20 protein-coding genes are annotated in these 15,854 nt (G+C 67.3%); 13 read left to right on the plus strand and 7 right to left on the minus strand.

The features are described 5' to 3' along the window. The first annotated feature begins 16 nt into the window (after positions 1–16). Positions 17–892, plus strand: coding sequence for a hypothetical protein (locus ABZ942_RS03820; RefSeq protein ID WP_357378725.1), 876 nt, complete (start codon positions 17–19; stop codon positions 890–892). 13 nt (positions 893–905) lie between these two features. On the opposite strand, the gene ABZ942_RS03825 is transcribed toward ABZ942_RS03820, so the two are convergent. Further along, entirely contained in the window at positions 906–1,700 is a 795-nt protein-coding gene (locus tag ABZ942_RS03825) for a hypothetical protein (RefSeq protein WP_357378727.1), read from the minus strand. 507 nt (positions 1,701–2,207) lie between these two features. Continuing rightward, entirely contained in the window at positions 2,208–2,402 is a 195-nt protein-coding gene (locus ABZ942_RS03830; protein ID WP_150405801.1) for a hypothetical protein, read from the minus strand. 383 nt (positions 2,403–2,785) lie between these two features. Here ABZ942_RS03830 and ABZ942_RS03835 point away from each other — a divergent pair, with 383 nt between their 5' ends. Beyond that, entirely contained in the window at positions 2,786–2,953 is a 168-nt protein-coding gene (locus ABZ942_RS03835; RefSeq protein WP_357378729.1) for a hypothetical protein, read from the plus strand. 37 nt (positions 2,954–2,990) lie between these two features. Then, on the plus strand, positions 2,991–3,740 hold the full coding sequence (locus ABZ942_RS03840; RefSeq protein WP_357378731.1) for a PRC and DUF2382 domain-containing protein: 750 nt from the start codon (positions 2,991–2,993) through the stop codon (positions 3,738–3,740). A gap of 248 nt (positions 3,741–3,988) precedes the next feature. Here the strand turns inward: ABZ942_RS03840 and ABZ942_RS03845 are convergent, their stop codons facing one another. Together ABZ942_RS03845 and ABZ942_RS03850 are read right to left on the minus strand one after the other, a co-directional pair. Then, complete coding sequence (locus ABZ942_RS03845) at positions 3,989–4,900, minus strand: BTAD domain-containing putative transcriptional regulator (RefSeq protein WP_357378733.1); 912 nt, start codon at positions 4,898–4,900, stop codon at positions 3,989–3,991. Continuing rightward, positions 4,897–5,397 (minus strand): cupin domain-containing protein, encoded by a 501-nt coding sequence (locus ABZ942_RS03850; protein WP_357378735.1) that lies wholly within the window; start codon positions 5,395–5,397, stop codon positions 4,897–4,899. The genes ABZ942_RS03845 and ABZ942_RS03850 overlap by 4 nt, the downstream gene beginning before the upstream one ends. 99 nt (positions 5,398–5,496) lie before the next feature. On the opposite strand from ABZ942_RS03850, the gene ABZ942_RS03855 reads away from it, so the two are divergent. The 3 genes from ABZ942_RS03855 to ABZ942_RS03865 all read left to right on the plus strand — a co-directional run bounded on the left by ABZ942_RS03855 (position 5,497) and on the right by ABZ942_RS03865 (position 7,656). After that, entirely contained in the window at positions 5,497–6,432 is a 936-nt protein-coding gene (locus tag ABZ942_RS03855; protein ID WP_357378737.1) for a LysR family transcriptional regulator, read from the plus strand. A gap of 131 nt (positions 6,433–6,563) precedes the next feature. Further along, on the plus strand, positions 6,564–6,734 hold the full coding sequence (locus ABZ942_RS03860; protein ID WP_040737037.1) for a hypothetical protein: 171 nt from the start codon (positions 6,564–6,566) through the stop codon (positions 6,732–6,734). A 214-nt stretch (positions 6,735–6,948) separates the two neighbouring features. Beyond that, positions 6,949–7,656: a PIG-L family deacetylase gene (locus tag ABZ942_RS03865; protein ID WP_357378740.1), complete on the plus strand. Its 708-nt coding sequence runs from the start codon at positions 6,949–6,951 to the stop codon at positions 7,654–7,656. Between the two features lie 92 nt (positions 7,657–7,748). Here ABZ942_RS03865 and ABZ942_RS03870 read toward each other — a convergent pair whose 3' ends face one another. Continuing rightward, on the minus strand, positions 7,749–8,330 hold the full coding sequence (locus tag ABZ942_RS03870; protein ID WP_357378741.1) for an HD domain-containing protein: 582 nt from the start codon (positions 8,328–8,330) through the stop codon (positions 7,749–7,751). 142 nt (positions 8,331–8,472) lie between these two features. Between ABZ942_RS03870 and ABZ942_RS03875 the strand changes: the two genes are divergently transcribed. The 4 genes from ABZ942_RS03875 to ABZ942_RS03890 are packed head-to-tail and all read left to right on the plus strand — an operon-like array spanning position 8,473 to position 11,508. Then, positions 8,473–9,636: a glycosyl transferase gene (locus ABZ942_RS03875; RefSeq protein ID WP_357378743.1), complete on the plus strand. Its 1,164-nt coding sequence runs from the start codon at positions 8,473–8,475 to the stop codon at positions 9,634–9,636. Position 9,637: 1 nt separating this feature from the next. Then, positions 9,638–10,042, plus strand: a complete 405-nt coding sequence (locus ABZ942_RS03880) for a hypothetical protein (protein WP_357378745.1) — start codon at positions 9,638–9,640, stop codon at positions 10,040–10,042. Between the two features lie 45 nt (positions 10,043–10,087). Next, the gene (locus ABZ942_RS03885; protein WP_357378747.1) at positions 10,088–10,279 is read left to right on the plus strand and encodes a DUF3046 domain-containing protein; all 192 of its coding nucleotides are present in this window, start codon (positions 10,088–10,090) and stop codon (positions 10,277–10,279) included. 2 nt (positions 10,280–10,281) lie between these two features. Next, the gene (locus ABZ942_RS03890) at positions 10,282–11,508 is read left to right on the plus strand and encodes a phosphotransferase (protein ID WP_357378749.1); all 1,227 of its coding nucleotides are present in this window, start codon (positions 10,282–10,284) and stop codon (positions 11,506–11,508) included. Between the two features lie 3 nt (positions 11,509–11,511). Here ABZ942_RS03890 and ABZ942_RS03895 read toward each other — a convergent pair whose 3' ends face one another. After that, the gene (locus tag ABZ942_RS03895) at positions 11,512–12,030 is read right to left on the minus strand and encodes a CGNR zinc finger domain-containing protein (protein ID WP_357378751.1); all 519 of its coding nucleotides are present in this window, start codon (positions 12,028–12,030) and stop codon (positions 11,512–11,514) included. 151 nt (positions 12,031–12,181) lie between these two features. On the opposite strand from ABZ942_RS03895, the gene ABZ942_RS03900 reads away from it, so the two are divergent. The 3 genes from ABZ942_RS03900 to ABZ942_RS03910 all read left to right on the plus strand — a co-directional run bounded on the left by ABZ942_RS03900 (position 12,182) and on the right by ABZ942_RS03910 (position 14,077). Next, the gene (locus ABZ942_RS03900) at positions 12,182–12,643 is read left to right on the plus strand and encodes a VOC family protein (RefSeq protein ID WP_357378753.1); all 462 of its coding nucleotides are present in this window, start codon (positions 12,182–12,184) and stop codon (positions 12,641–12,643) included. A 72-nt stretch (positions 12,644–12,715) separates the two neighbouring features. Next, a complete protein-coding gene (locus ABZ942_RS03905) occupies positions 12,716–13,603 on the plus strand; it encodes a pyridoxamine 5'-phosphate oxidase family protein (protein WP_357378755.1) in 888 nt (295 codons plus the stop codon). A gap of 24 nt (positions 13,604–13,627) precedes the next feature. Next, positions 13,628–14,077, plus strand: coding sequence for a nuclear transport factor 2 family protein (locus tag ABZ942_RS03910; RefSeq protein WP_357378757.1), 450 nt, complete (start codon positions 13,628–13,630; stop codon positions 14,075–14,077). 271 nt (positions 14,078–14,348) lie between these two features. Here ABZ942_RS03910 and ABZ942_RS03915 read toward each other — a convergent pair whose 3' ends face one another. Further along, a complete protein-coding gene (locus ABZ942_RS03915) occupies positions 14,349–15,758 on the minus strand; it encodes an MFS transporter (RefSeq protein WP_357378759.1) in 1,410 nt (469 codons plus the stop codon). Positions 15,759–15,854: the final 96 nt, after the last annotated feature.

Raw genomic sequence — 15,854 nt, forward strand, 5'->3', positions numbered from 1 at the left:
CAGTGGGAGAGATGGCATGACTCGGGATAAGGCGCTTCCGGGCCGCAGGCGCGATGCGGCGATCGTGCGAGCGCAGGCCGCGCTGGCTCCGCAACCGGGAAGCCTGCCCGACAGTCTGCGCGAGGTCGGCGAGCACGCACTGGTCACCGTGCGCCGCTGGGCCGATCCGCGCGAGCGGGAACTGCGCCGTCGGCGCCGAGCTCGCCGCCGCAGCTTCCAGCTCGGCACCGCCTCCGGCATCACCACCGCGGGAGCCGTCGGACTCGTTGTCCTGACGGCGCCCGCGTGGATCGTCGTCGTGATCGGTGGCGGCGCGGTCGCACTCGTCACCGGCACCGCGCTCAGCGCCCGCCGCTACCTGCGGCTGCGCAACACCCCGCTGCCACAGGCCACCTTCATCCCGCGCAAACAACCACCCTTGTGGTCTCGTGCCCGCGGCCCCATCGCCCGGCTGATCCGCGCCGAACGAGCCCTGCACGGCCTCGGTGCCCAGATCGCTCGCGGCAACCGCCTGCCCGACGACGAACTCACCGACATGCTCGAGACCGCTGACTCCGGCTCCGCCGCCCTGCACGCCCTCGCTGCCGACGTCACCGCCATGGAACAGGCCCTCGGCGCCATGGGCCGCACCAAATCCCCTGCGGCAGTGGGCCTCACCGACAATCTCCAGTTCGCCCTCAACCGCCTCGATACCGGCGTAGTCGAATACGAACAGGTCGTCGCGGCCGCAGGCCGCATCCTCGCCGTCCCCGAAAGCGCCGTCCTCCGCCACAATTTCGACACGATCGTCGCCGATCTCCGCCACGCCGCCGACCGTCTGGACGGCTGGGCCCAGGCCCTCACCGAGGTCGCCGACCAGCAGGTCCCGCTGGCGCAGCCGGGCCAGCACTGAGCGTCGCGCCGCGTTACTTCCGACTGGCCAACGCCTTGTCCACCTCGGGATCGCCGAGTTCACCGAGCCAGGCCAGCAGGTCCGGGTAGGCGGCGGGGTTCACGGCAACCTGAGCGCGCAATTTCGGCCAGCGCTGGGCGATTTCATACAACGCCATCGGCGAGGTTTGCGGATCCGCGGCGCGCACCGCGTCCGGACGGGCGTCAGACCCGGAGTTTCCCACCGCATGACCGGTGTGGCTGGGCACAGGGGCCGGCACGATGGTGCGCTGCGGGTTGGATGTGACGGCTGGCACTGGAACATCGGAAACCGTTGTTGCCGAAACGCTTCCGGCTGTGGATTCGCCGAAGAGCAGGGCATCCAGGCAGTTTCGCGTCTCCTCGACCAGGCGGCGTTCATTGTGTCCGGCATGCGCCTGCAGTACACCACCGCCGTGATTACGGACCCACAGGCCCATCCGCATCGCGGTCAAGAACAGATATACCGACGCGCTGAGCAGCACCAGGCCTAAGACTCTGCCGACCGCGCCCGGCCCGGCCAGTACGCCGAACAGCGAAAGGAACCCGGCCAGCGATGATCCCGTCCCGAATGTGAGGCGCGGTGTCGACACGGCCTCGCCGACGGCGATCTCGCTCACCTGTGCAAGCGGCGTCGCCTGCTCCAGATAGCCGCGGGGAATCACCGCGAAGATGGTGTTGGGCTTGCGCACGACCACCCGGCGATCGGTCACTATCACGGCGATCTTCAGATGGTTGAGGATCAGGTACGGGCTGAACTGAGTAGACAATCGCAGGGTCTCACCAGGCATGAGCGTGATCGGGATGTGCATTGAGTTCTCCGAATTGGTGGGAACCGCAGTTCAGCCGGATAGTCCGGTCTGCGAGGTAACGAGGCAGGAGCAGTCGCGCCGTTACCTTCGATGCCCGCGCCGACGTGGGCTCGACCTCACCCATGCTCGCAGCAGATAGCGGAGGGGGAGTACGAGGAAGACTGCCAGCAGCACGAGAATTGCTGTGGCAGTGGCGGTTTCGGCGTATCGCTCAGTCGTGCGTTGCGGTGCTGCGTAGGGCGGGCCTGGGTACTGCTGCACCAGGTACCGTGGCACGGACTTTTGCGATGTTGCGTCGGGCGGGTCCGGGTGCTGGCCGGGGGCGGTGTTGTGCAGCGGGGTGCACGGATGGGGACACCACGGTACCGAGTACTCGGGTGTCGGCGAGGCCTCGCTCATGGCTTCATCGTTGTTGTTCGACGGACACCGGTGTATCCGTCGAACAGTCGACAAGGGCGCAACGCCCGCGAGCCGAGCGCTACCGGGTCAGCGCAGGGTGTCCTTGCGGCGTAGTTCTTCGGCTCGGGCGCGCAGGGCGGCATTGACCAGTTCGCGGCCCTCGGCCATCAGGTCGAGCACCTCCCAGGAGGCTTTGCGGGCGGCGCCGCCGACGATTCCGGCGATCGCTCCACCATGGCGACGGGCCGCCGCGGCGAGTTCCTGTGCGAGTTCGTTTTCCATCAGGCACCGACCGTCACGTGGGATTCAGTGAATGAGTGTGTGCCGAACGTGGTGTGTACATAAGCCGACCATCCCTTCCTGACTGCGGCTATCCGGAAAGCTGCGCGCAAGATCAGAGTACAACCGTACACTGACCGACGGCGTGGCCGGGAGAGCGTAAAACCCCAAGCCTTTCGCGAAGCGTAATAGGCGACGGGGCCGACCGGAACACCAACTTTGCCCGTGCCGTACTGCTCGTCCGCGACACGTCGCCCGGTCCAGGGGCGATTTCGCCGACCGGGCGTTTGGTGCAGAGCGCGCCGGGTAGTTGCCTCCATGTAGCTGATCGGCCGGATTCCATCCCAGGGATCGGGAACATTCACTACAAGGGCAGGAGCAGTCAGATGCTTGATATTGCCTACCGAAAATCCGCGATCGACCAGGACACGCAACGGCTGGATATCAGCAGATACCTGGCCTGGGGCAACGTCGATGATCCGGTCCGACGCTCGCGGCAATCGCAGCGAATCGCCGAGGATCTCGACCAGTCCGAGCACAAGGCAAGTGCCTGAAGCACTCTCATCGAACGCAACGCGGAGGAATCGAATCATGACCGGAATGCTGGAAGAACTCATCGGAAGCGCTGTGTACTCCCCGGAAGGCGACAAGATCGGCAAGGTCAAGCGGATCTACGTCGACAACACCTCAGGCGCACCGACCTGGGTGTCGGTGACCACCGGTATGTTCAGCGGTGACTCGCTGGTCCCGCTGGCCGGCGCGCAGCTGCGCCACGACCCGGAGGCACTGCAGGTGCGCGTCGAGAAGGAGGAGGTCAAGACCGCGCCGCAGCTCGAGCACGACGGTCTGATCAGCCCCGAAGCCGAGCGCGAACTGTTCGACCACTACCACATCGACCCGAACCGGGCCGGCATGGAAATGGGCGGCAAGCAGCAGATGCGCGGCGGTCGCCGCCCCGACGACCAGGGCATGGTGCGCTCCGAGGAGCGCCTGGCGGTCAACAAGCAGAACGCGGAAGTCGGCCACGCGCGCCTGCACAAGTACGTGGTGACCGAGGAGCAGACCGTCACCGTGCCGACCACCCACGAAGAGGTCCGGATCGAGCGCGAGCCGATCACCGACCGCTCGCGGGTAGGTCGCGCTGACATCGGTGAGCAGGAAGCCGAAGTCACGCTGCATGAGGAGCGCGTCACCGTGCAGAAGGAAACCGTGCCGGTCGAGCGCGTCCGCCTCACTGTCGACGAGGTCCAAGACGAGCAGACCGTGTCCGACACGGTCCGCAAGGAGCGGATCGAGACCGAGGGCGTAGACAACGACCGCCGCACCCCGCGCCGCAAGTGACTCAGTCCATCGACTGATACCACTGGGTGAGGATCAGGCCAACCTGATCCTCACCCAGAAATCTGCCACCGGCCGCACGGCATCGGCCAATCCTTCGGGGCAGCAACGGTGCCGGTGCTGCTGGTGTCGGCCGTCGGTGTGCTGAGGCGCCGGTCGAGCGAGGCCTGACGAATTCCGCTGGTCGCGCGTATCGGTCAATTGGATTGGGTAGCAACGACATCAGTGGCGCTGTTGGTGTTCGGCGTGGATCAGAATCCTGGCTCCGGGCGACGGAAGCGATGCGCGAGTGTTGCTACATCGCGGTACCGCGTGATCCGTTGAACGGTCGAATATGCTGGGCTGCTTGAGTTTACGGTAGGTCGAGCGGGGTGCAGGGTGGGGTCGTGGCGGAGGATGCGGACCTCGAGGTCGACGGTCTCCGGGGCGAGGGCGGCGCCGAATTGCTCGGCGAGGGTCAGCCGCACAACGCGCAGGCGGTCGAGTGCGTCGACCTGTCTGCCCGCCCGGTAGAGGGCCAGTGCGTGCAGTCGGGCGAGCGGCTCGTGCAATGGGTGTTCGCCCGCCAAAATGCCCATCTCCCTGAGACATTCGAGGCCGGAGCCGAGTCGCAGCGCCGCCTCCAATCCGGTGACGGTCAGTTCCAGCCGCCATGCGTCCAGCCGCGCGGCTTCCACCGCCGCGTACGGCGCCCACAGCAGGTCGGCCAACGCGGGCCCACGCCAGAGCCGCCGCGCTTGGTCGGCGGCCGCGCCGACCTCGGCGTATCGACCGGCTCGCTGCGCGGCCTGCAGCCGATCCGCGATGGATTCGGCGGCGAGCAGGTCGCCGACCACCATCGTGGTCCGGTAGCCCGCCGGAGTGCGCAGGACGGTCCCGCCGTGCGCGCCCAGTGCTGTTCGTAACCGCGACACGACAACGCGCAATCGTTCGACGGGACGGGACAATTCACCGTCACCCCACAGATCGGCGGCAAGTCGACGGTCGGGGACGGGCACCCCGTCCGCGAGCGCGAGCCGAACAAGTACTGCCCGCTCCAACGGACGGTCGACCCCGATCGTCCCCGCCCCGTCGGTGACCGACACCGGCCCGAGGATGCGCACCTGCGCGTACCCGGGGTCGGGCGCGCGTGTCGAGTAGACAATGCCTTGCGGCACAGTCATTTTCGCTCCTCCCGCTGTTTCGAAGGTGCGGGGCCGACGAGCGTGACCCCGTAATGCGCGAATTCGGCTTCGACCTCCGCGTCCGAGGGCCGCCGGGTACCGGCAGGCGGCAGCACGAGTTCGGTGGCCGCGGTGCCGAACGTCCGATGCGCCCGCTCCACACCAGCCGGGGTGTAGTGGTGCAACACCCGAGCCGTCGCGGTATGCACCGCGAACCCGTGCGGAATACCGCGCGGCAGCCACACCGAGGTGCCGGGTCCGGCGTGGATACGGGCCAGTCCGCGGTGCACGGTGAGCTCACCATCGAGGACGTAGCACAGTTCGTCCTCCCGCGAATGCAGATGGACCGGCGGCTCGTCACCCTTCGGCAGCACGACCTCGGCCAGCGACAGCACCCCGCCCGTGGTTTCGGCGCGTTGATGCCAGATCACCAGGCACCCGAACGCCCATTCGGCGATCGGTTGATGCGGCCCGAGTTCGTGACGCTGTTCCGGCAAGTGAAGCTCCTCGATTCGATGACTCGCTCTGCACCATGCTCGATCCGGCGAGCAGAGAAGGGAAACACCGATCGGCTGTCGGTTCTACAATCCGGAGTTGTGGATGTGGAACTGCGGCACCTGCGTGCTTTCCACGCACTGGCCACCGAGCTGAATTTCACCCGGGCGGCGGCGCGGCTGCACCTGACCCAGCAGGCGCTGAGCAATCAGATCAAGCAGCTCGAAACCCGCATCGGCGCCACCCTTTTCCAACGCAACAGCCGCCAGGTCACGCTCACCGACGCCGGCCGGACCCTGCTGGCCAGGGTGCCCGACATCCTGGACACCGTCGGCGCGGCGATCGCGGACACCCGCGACACCGAGTCCGGTGAGCGGACCGAGTTGATTGTCGGTATCCGCGGCGTCACCGGCCTGGACATCACGCCCCGTGTGTTGCGCGCCTTCTCGGCCGAGTATCCGCATGTCGCGGTGACCGTCGGCAAGGTCGAATTCGACGATTCGAGCGCGGGCGTGCTGGCGGGCGCCTCGGATGTCGGGCTGATCTGGCTGCCCGCCCCGGACGGGGTGGACGTGACGCCGCTGCTGTCGGAGGAGCGGATCGCCCTGCTCCCCGCCGATCACCCGTTCGCCGCGGACACCACGGTCCGCCCCGAGGACCTGGCCGTCCAGCCGTTCGCATGGTGGACCGACAACCGCGATCTCGCGGCGCGCGAGTTCATGACACTCGCCGAATACCGCGACGGCCCAGCGATTATCGGCGCCGAGGTGGCGACGCTCGAAGACCTGCTGGCCGCGGTGGGCAGCGGCCAGGCGGTCGCCGTTTCGGTCGCCTCCGTCGCCCGCTTCTTCCCCTGGTCCGGCGTCATCACCCGGCCATTGCTCGATGTCGCGCCCGCGGTGCTGGCCGTCGCCTGCCGCGCGGGCGACACGCGGCCGCTGGTGGCGGCGTTCATTCGGACCGCGACGAAGGTCGGCGCCGAACTGGCCGCCGAAGGTGCGGTGACTGAGTCGCCGGGTACTACTCAGGACGGGTAGGCAGTCAGGGTTCACCCTGATCTTCACCCGGATATCGTTGCTGACCTGGTGATTTATTGTCGCTCAGCTGTCAGAGTGGAACATGTCGGATCGTGGGAGAGCGGTTCGCAGAGACTCTCGGAGGCTGGCACATGTTGTGGAAGATTATCGGCGTCGTCGCGGTTGTCTGGATCGCGCTGGCCATCATCGGTGCGCTGATCAAGGGCCTGTTCCCGATCCTGGTGATCAGCGCCATCGTGTTCGGGCTGTACCTGCTGTACAAGGCGGTGTCGGGCTCGGACTCCTCGGTCAGCAAGCTGTAGTTTCCGCCTGCGGAGCTTCCGCGCGCCGGGTAGCGCTGCGGAGCCGGGTGGGCGGTAGTCGGACGGATCCAGGTGTGGCCGGGATGCCACCGGGAGGCGCGAGCGAAGTCGCGAACCCGTCCGACCAGGGGCCGTGCGCTCCCCGATGAGGGGAAAGCGCACGGCCCCTTAGTCTGACCTGACACGTGAAGTAGCAGGACAGAGAGGCAGGCAGTTGGTAGAGCGGCTTTCGGAGGATTGGCAGCGCGGATTGGTGATCGTCGCGCATCCCGACGACATCGAGTACGGCGCTGCCGCTGCCGTGGCCCGTTGGACGGGACAGGGCAAGGACATTCGCTACGTCCTGGTCACCAGCGGCGAGGCGGGAATTGCCGGGCTGCCGCCCGCGGAATCCGGGCCGGTGCGTGAGGCCGAGGAGATCGCCTCCGCCAAAGCCGTTGGCGTGCACCAGGTGGAGTTCCTCGGTTACCCCGATGGCCGCGTCGAGGAATCCTTACAGCTGCGCCGCGATCTGGCTGCCGCGATCCGTCGCCATCAACCAGAACTGGTGGTGCTCTTCAACTTCGGCGACACCTGGGCCCCCGGCTACGCCAACAGCGCCGATCACCGCGCCGTCGGCCGCGCGGCCCTGGACGCTATCTCCGACGCGGGCAACGAGTGGATCTTCGCTGAGCTCACCGAGGCGCCGTGGTCGCCGCGGTGGGGAGCGGTGATGGGCCCCACGGTAACTCACGCCGTCGACGTTTCCGCGAACATCGATCAGGCCAGGGCATCGTTGGCCGAGCATCGGCGTTATCTGGAGGTGATCAGCCCGGAACCGGTGGAAGAGCAGGTGCGCGCCATCGTCGAGAGGGCAACCGGCCCGATCGAAGGCTTCCCGGCCGAGCATGCCGTCGGCTTCGAGCTGTATTACTTCAGCTGAGTTGCTCATCGAGATACGTTGGCGCCCAGCCGAACTGTCGGGTCACTGACGACCGCTGAAGGTGAGTGGGAACTGGTGCCGGTGGCTTCGCGTTACTCCGACGCCGGTTCCCCATGATCTTGATCGAGCGGCTGTTGTGTGGCGACGCGCCTGATGACGGGGAGCCAGGAGTCGAGGGGAGCGACGGTGAGGCCGACGACCTTGCCCGCGTCATCGGCGCGGCGCAGGGCGAGGGCGGCGTCGAAGTCCGGGTCGGCCTCGAACTCGGCGATCTCGGCGGCGTTCATCGGGCCACCCTGAGCGATCAAGGTGCGCAGGCTGGAGAGGGACAGGCCCTCGGTGTGCGCCGAATCCGTGGCTGCCAGATAGCGTTTCGCGACCACGTGCAGCTCGACCAAGCGCGCAACGCGAGCGCCGAGCAGCTCGCGGACGGCGTTCGCGCCATGCCTGCCGTGACCCGCGTCGTCACCGGGGACCAACTGATGACCGATGTCATGCACCAGCCCGGCGACCTGCAGCTCCGCATCCTGCGGAAACCGCTGGCGCAGCAATTCCGCGCACTGCCGATCGTGGTCGAGGATGTCGACCGGATCGCCGCTGCGGTCCGGCATATCCCACACGTCCTCGCCGTTCGCCAGCAACGCCATCAATTCGTCCACCGTGGACACCAGCACGATTGCTCCACTCTCCGACACCAATTGGTCTAGACCATACTGCCGCCCGCGGCGGAGGTCACGTGAAGTTCTGCTGTCGAGCAGGTGAAGACGGGGGACACGGATGCCACCAGGCCGGAAGCCGGTGTGGCACGCTATGCGGATGCGAGTAGCCGTAGTCGCGGGACCCGATCCCGGGCATGCGTTTCCCGCCATCGCGTTGTGCTTGCGTTTCCTGGCCGCCGGTGACGAGCCGGTGCTGTTCACGGCCCCGCGCTGGTTCGATGCCGCCCGCGATGCCGGCATCGGCGTCCGTCGCCTGAAGGGCCTGGCCCCGCGCCCGGCCGACGACGACACCGACGCGGGCCAGCGCATCCACGAGCGCGCCGCGCACATCTCCACCGAGATCCTGCCCGACCTCGGCGCCATGCTGCCGGAACTGGTCGTCTCCGATGTGCTCACCGCCGGTGGTGGTTTGGCCGCGGAACGCCTCGGTGTCCCGTGGGTCGAGCTGTCCCCGCACCCGCTGTATCTACCGTCGAAGGCCTTGCCGCCCATCGGAAGTGGTCTCGCCCCGGGCGAAGGGTTGCGCGGGCGGATGCGGGACAATGTGTTGCGCACCATGACCGCCCGCGACATCCGCAACGGTCTGCGTCAGCGTGAACATGCCCGCGAGGGTGTCGGCCTGCCCGCGACCGACCCTGGCCCCGCCGCCCGCTTGATCGCCACCCTCCCTGCCCTGGAGGTCCCCCGACCCGACTGGCCCGAGAACGCGCACCTCATCGGCCCGCTCTTCTGGGAACCCACCGACTCGATCCTGGCACCCCCGCCGGGTGACGCCCCCTTGGTGATGGTCGCCCCCTCCACCGCCCACACCGGCGTGACCGGCATGGTGGAGACGGTCCTCGACGCACTCGCGGGCGCTGATGTGCGCGTGGCGATCTCGACCCTCGACACCCCACCGGCCGATCTGCCACCTTGGGCGACAGCGGGTTTGGGTCGCCAGGACGAACTCCTCACGCACGCTTCGGTAGTCGTCGGTGGCGGCGGCCACGGCTTGCTCGCCAAATCCCTGTCGGCCGCCGTTCCTATCGTCACCATCCCTGGCGGCGGCGACCAATGGGAGCTCGCCAATAGGGCAGTCCGCCAGGGGAGTTCACTCCTCGTCCGCCCGCTGACCCGGGCCGCTGTCCGCGCCGCCGTCCTGGAAATCCTGTCGACGCCACGCTTTGCCGCCGCCGCGAAAGCAGCAGCGTCGACGGCCGCGGACGTCGCCGACCCGATCCGGCTGTGCCACCAGGTCCTCGACACCGTCCGCGCGAGTTAGCATGGCCGACTTCGAGTGTCGTCGTTGCAAGCGACCCGTTCGCGTAAACCGAAGTCACTACGACGTATTCGAGCAGATGCACTACGTCTGCTTCCACTATGAATTCGAGCACGACGCGTTCAGCGATGGAGATCCGGACGAGGATTGCGGTGTCCCCGGATGTCCATCGGCTCCGGCCATCCGTCAAGAAGAGCGGCTGGCCACCACCGTCCGCGCCCTGCTCGACGACTGGTCGGATGGCCCACCGGCCAACTGGGACAACCATTCGATCCCGGACTACCTCGCCGCATTGCTGAGTCGGCTCGAGAACGCCAACGGCCACTACGCCAGTCGCGGAACTCCGATCCAGTGGAACAGCTGGGAAGTCATCCAGGAGCTGCTCCGCGCCGCCACCGTCGGCGAGTAACGGGGCAGGTGGGGGTTGCGGATCGGCGCGGGTATCTTGGGCACGGTGCGATTGACGGAGTTCCAGGAGCTGTTGCATACCGAATTCGGGTCGGCCCGCGGCGATGCCTTGCTGGCCGATCACGTGATCCCGTCGTTGGGGCGGACGGGCTCCGCTGCCATCGAGGCGGGAGTTGATCCGCGCGATGTCTGGCGGGCGCTCTGCTCGGAGTTCGACGTGCCGCGCGGGCGGTGGTGAGTGTGCCCGGGCAGGCGGTGGACCGGGACGGGCCGCTGTATCGGTTCGACGATCGCGAGCGGATGATTCCGGTCGATCCGCAACGATTGGCGGCGCGGCTGGCCAAGGCCGAGCCGGTCGACTTCGCCGGATTCCGGCAGACCGGGATCGAGGCGATGCTGCTCGGGCGCTACGACCAGGCACTCGATCTGCTGGATCGGGCGCTGGAACTCGTGGATACCGAGGAGCGCCGGATCACGGTGTGGATCAACCTCGGTGACGTCTATCGCTATCAGGGCGACGCCGCCACCGCCGAGACGCTGTACCGCCGGGCCGTCGAGCACGCGCGCGTGGCCGCGCCGGACGTGCTGTCGTTCGCCGTGCAACACCTCGGAAAGGCGCTGGCCGAACAGGATCAGCTGACAGAAGCCCATACGTTGCTGCGCGAGGCGCTCGACTTGCGTGCGGCCGAGGGTGATTCCGAATTGATCGAATCCACTCGGGTCGCCTTGGAAAGGCTGCCCGCGCTGCCGATTCCGTTGCCGCCGAAGGTTGCCGCGCTGCTCGGTGCCGCGCCGACCTGGTCGGCCGAGCACGAGGGACGAAGCGGCGGTGTCGCGTTCGTCAACGAAACCTATTGGGTCAAGCGGGGGCCGAAGGCTGTCGCCGAGCATGAGCGGTTGAACTGGCTGCGCGACAGGGGAATTCGGCTTCCGGAGATGGTCGCGTTCGACGGTGATGTGCTGGTGCTCGCCGATGCAGGCGCTTCGAGCCTGGCCGCGGGTTCCGGTGCGGCGTCGGTAGGCACGGTCATGGGTGAGCTACTGCGCAAACTGCACCGCATTCCGGTCGCCGAGTGTCCCTTCGACGGCCGGCTCGACGTCGTGCTGCCCCAGGCGCGGCGTCAGGTGATCGAGGGCTTGGTCGACCTCGACGACTTCGAGGAAGAAAACCGAGACCTCGGCCCGGGAAACGTACTGGCGCAACTGCTCGCTGAGCGTCCCGACGACGAGGACCTGGTCGTGGCGCACGGCGACTTCACGCCGCCTAATGTGCTGGAAGGCGCGATCCTGCTCGACGTGGGCGCGCTCGGTGTCGCCGACCGATACCGCGACCTCGCGCTTGCCGTGCGCGATCTGCGCGACGACTTCGGCGAGGACGAGGTGACCGCCTTCTTCACCGCGTACGGCCTCACCGAACCGGATCACCGCCGCCTGGAGTACTACCGCCTGCTCGACGAATTGTTCTGAGGCTCAAGGCTTCTTCGCATAATGGCGGGCCGCCTTGGTGCGGTTGCCGCAGGTCGCCATCGAATGCCAGCGGCGGGTGCCGTTTTTCGAGGTGTCGTAGAAGAACAGCACGCAGTCGGGGTGAGCGCACTGGCGGATGCGGTCGGGTGCCTCGCCGAGTAGGTGCAGCAGGTTGTCGGCCGCCAACCATGCGGGCAGCCAGGCGGTATCGGGGACGTCGACGACATTCTCGGGTCCGGCGTCGGTGAGCGTGCGTCGAATTCGGCCGTGCTCGAGGACCTCGTTCAGTGCCGTATGTGTGGCGCTCTGCACCACGTCGTAGATGGCGGTGCGCGCCGCGAGGACCGCGTCGAGGGTCGCCTGGTCGGCGGTCGCGCGATCGGTCAGCCCGGCCGAGTGCAGCCACACGGTGAGACCGGCCACGTCGGTGAGCAGGTCCTGTGGCCGGCCGTGCTGATTCCACCGCGTGTCCAGCAGGTCGAGTGCCAGCGGTTCGCCGAGGTGGGGGCGTGGATCGTGCATGACTGAGGGTATCCAGCTCCTTCTGGTGGTCGTGACAACATCGGCTCTCTAACCGGCTAAGTCTAGTTTACAGGTTGACTTGACCGGTCGACTGTGGTTATCGTCTAACCAGTCAAACCGATAAAGACGGTTTGCCTTGGAGGAGGATCACATGACCACGGTCGCCGCACCCCAGCTCGCCACCGGACATATCGGCCTGAACGTCTCCGACCTGGATCGTTCGGTCGATTTCTACCGCCGCGCATTGGGTTTCGAGCAGCTCACCGCGAGCACCGACGGCGACCGGAAATGGGCGTTCCTCGGTGCGGGCGGCAAGCTCTCGCTGACGCTGTGGCAACAGAGCGCGGGCACGTTCTCCGCTGAAACCCCTGGCCTGCATCATCTTTCGTTCCAGGTCGACACCATCGACCAGGTACGCGCGATCGAAGCGGCGCTGCGCGAGCAGTCGGTGCCCATCGTCCACGACGGTGTCGTCGCGCACGGCGAGGGCACGGCCTCCGGCGGCATCTTCTTCACCGACCCCGACGGCATCCGCCTAGAGGTATACGCGCCGACCGGCGCCGAGTCCGCGCCCTCGCCCAGCGGCGAGGCGCCGACCTGTGGATTCTTCTGAGCCGCAGCGTTGTTGAACGTTCCGGCGGCGCGGGCTCGCCGTCGGAGCATCTGCCGTGACAGGAGTATTGCGATGGCGCCCTTCCATTCCGGTGAACTCGCCGTCCAACAGCGGATGGGCCAGACGGAAATCGCCGACCGGGTCGGCCGGTCGATTCGGGCCGACATCCCGGCTGTCGCCGCGTCTTTCCTGGCCGAGCAGCCCATGGTGGTGATCGCCGCCGCCGACGACGCGGGCAGGCTGTGGGCGAGCGAACTCGTCGGGCCTCCTGGTTTCGTCCATGCCGTCGACGCCGACACCATCGCCGTCGACACGCGGCCTACCGCCGGAGATCCGTTGCAGGAGGCGCTGGCTCACCCCACTCGAATCGGCATGATCGCCCTGCAGCCGCAGCGGCGCAGGCGGATGCGCATCAACGGCTCCGCGACGGTCGCGGGCGGCGGCTTGCTCATCGATACCGAGCAGGTCTACGCGAACTGCCCGAAGTACATCACCCGCAGGCAAATCGAGTCGTACCGGCCGGATGTCGAGCCGTCGCTGCCGCGGCACAGCACCGAACTCGACGCGCGCCAGCAGGCGACGATCACGGCGGCCGACGCGTTCTTCGTCGCCACCGCCGACCCCCATGGCAACGCCGACGCCTCGCATCGCGGCGGCAATCCCGGCTTCCTGCAGGTGCTTTCACCGACCCGTCTGCGCTGGCCCGACTACCGGGGCAACTCGATGTTCATGACACTCGGGAACATCGAAGTGAACCCGCGCTGTGGCATTCTCATCCCCGACTGGGCCACCGGCGGCACCCTCCAACTCACCGGAACAGCCGAGTTGACTTGGGCGCCGGAAACTTTCGCCGTCGGTGCGCAATGCTCGATCGACTTCACCATCACCGAGATCATCGAACGTCCCGGCGCCGGCCCGCTGCGCTGGGGTCCACCCGAACTATCCCCGGTCAATCCCTGAGCTACCTGGAGAAAGGAGTCGTTCGTGCGACCTCCACTGCCACCATTCGATCTCGAATCCGCCAAGGTCAAGGTGCTCGCCGCCGAAAACGCCTGGAACACCCGCGATCCGGAGAAGGTCGCCGCCGCCTACACCGCGGATTCGGTGTGGCGTAACCGAGACGAGTTCTTCACCGGCCGCGCCGCCATCATCGAATTCCTCACCCGCAAGTGGGCTTCGGAGAACGGCTACGCACTCCGCAAGGACCTCTGGGCTTTCGAGGGCAACCGCATAGCGGTGCGCTTCCAGTACGAATGGCACGACGAGTCCGGCCAATGGTGGCGCAGTTACGGCAACGAGCAGTGGGAATTCGCTCCCGACGGCCTGATGTCCCGCCGTGAAGCGAGCATCAACGACGTCGCCATCCCGGAATCGAGCCGCCGTATCTTCGGCCCTCGAGAACCAGGCGACAACGCGATCCTGCCCCAGCAGTAGTTGGCCCCGCCCACGAGGGTGGGGTTCACGATCAACGGATGTGGTGGCGGCAAAGCACAAGTGAGTCCGCATCATGTCCCCGTTAGCGATGCACCATGCCCCGCTGATCATGAACGAGGCGGGGCACGGCTGCTGCATTCTGTGCACAATCCTTCCGGCCGCGCACCGAATGCCTCGGCGCGCACAAAGTTGCCAGCAAATGCGTGCGCAGCACGAGAATTCATGCGCGGCCGCGGCGCAGTCCGAAGGGGGACGGCGCCGCAGCGTGGCGTCAGGCGGCGGCGACCTTCTGCTCGAGGTTGCTCGATTCCACGATGGGGCGCTGGCGGTGGAACAGGACGAAGGCGATCACCCCGAACACGATGCCCACGGCCGCGGCGACCGTGCACGCCGCGTCGAGCCCGGCTGTGAAGTGCGACAAGGTCATCGGCTGGTCCGCCCCCGCCACGCCACGGAATACTGTGCCCAGCACCGCGACTCCGAGCGCGAGCCCCAGCTGTCGTGCGGTATTCACCGCACCCGCCGCGGTGCCGCCCTGCTGCGGCGGCACCGCCGCCATACCCACGGATACGAGCGCGGGCGCGTTGATGCCGATCCCCGCGCCGATCACCACCAGTCCGGGAATCAGTGCAGGCCAGGATGATCCGGCGTCGATCACCGTGAGCAGCCCGGTGCCGATCCCGACCAGCACCAGCCCCGCGCCGATGGTCCACTTCGGGGGAGCGTCGTGCATCGACCGGCCGAACACCCCGGCAACCAGGAACGCCGTCGCGGCCATCGGCAGCATCGCCAAACCCGCGTGCAGCGGCGTCATCCGCAACTGCTGCTGCAACCAGATCGACACCAGGGGAGTGCTGGCGAAAGCCGCGAACGTCTGCCCGCTCGCGCCGAGCAGTGTCGCCCCGAAGTCGCGATTGCGCAGCAGCGCCAGCGGGAACATCGGTGCCGCACTGCGGGATTCGACGACGGCGAAGACGGCTGCCGCGACAACGCCGAGCACCAGCGCGCTCACCGCGCGACCCTCCGACCAGCCGTGCTCACCGCCGCGAATGACGCCATAGGTGAGCGCCGTCGCCGCGGTGGCGAAGGCGAGCATGCCCGGCACGTCGACGGCCCGGTCCGCCCGCCGCACCGACGCGGGAAACACGCTGGCGGTCAACGCGATTGCCAGCACCGCGATCGGCAGGTTGACGAAGAAGATCCACCGCCACGACAACGCCTCGGTCAGCACGCCGCCGAGTACCACCCCGATGCCCGCCGCCGCACCGGACACCGCACCCCAGACGCCGAAGGCGATGCCGCGGTCGCGTCCGGTGTAGGTCGAGTGCAGTAGCGACAGCGTGGTCGCGAACATGGCCGCACCGCCGATCCCTTGAAGTACCCGCCCCGCAATGAGATTCGACGAGGAATCGGCGATTCCACAGCCGAGCGAGGCGAGGGCGAACAGGACGAGCCCGGCCAGATAGACGCGTTTCGCGCCGACCCGATCGGCGAGCGAACCGAGCACGAGCAACAGCGCCGCCAAGGCCAGTGCGTAGCCGTCGACCACCCATTGCAGGCTGGACAGCCCGGCGTGCAGGTCGCTCGCGATATCGGGCAGCGCGACATTCACGATGGTGACGTCGATGAGGAGCATCAGCGTGCCGAGGCACGCGGCGAACAGGGGGAGCCATTTCTTCACGGGGGCCTCCACGGCGGAATCGAACGATATCGACGCCAAGCGTGCGGCAATCGAACGTATCGCCCTAGTTAAACCATCCTTGGCGTTAGATTCCTC

This window comes from Nocardia sp. NPDC046473 (genome assembly GCF_040645995.1).
Lineage (GTDB): Bacteria > Actinomycetota > Actinomycetes > Mycobacteriales > Mycobacteriaceae > Nocardia.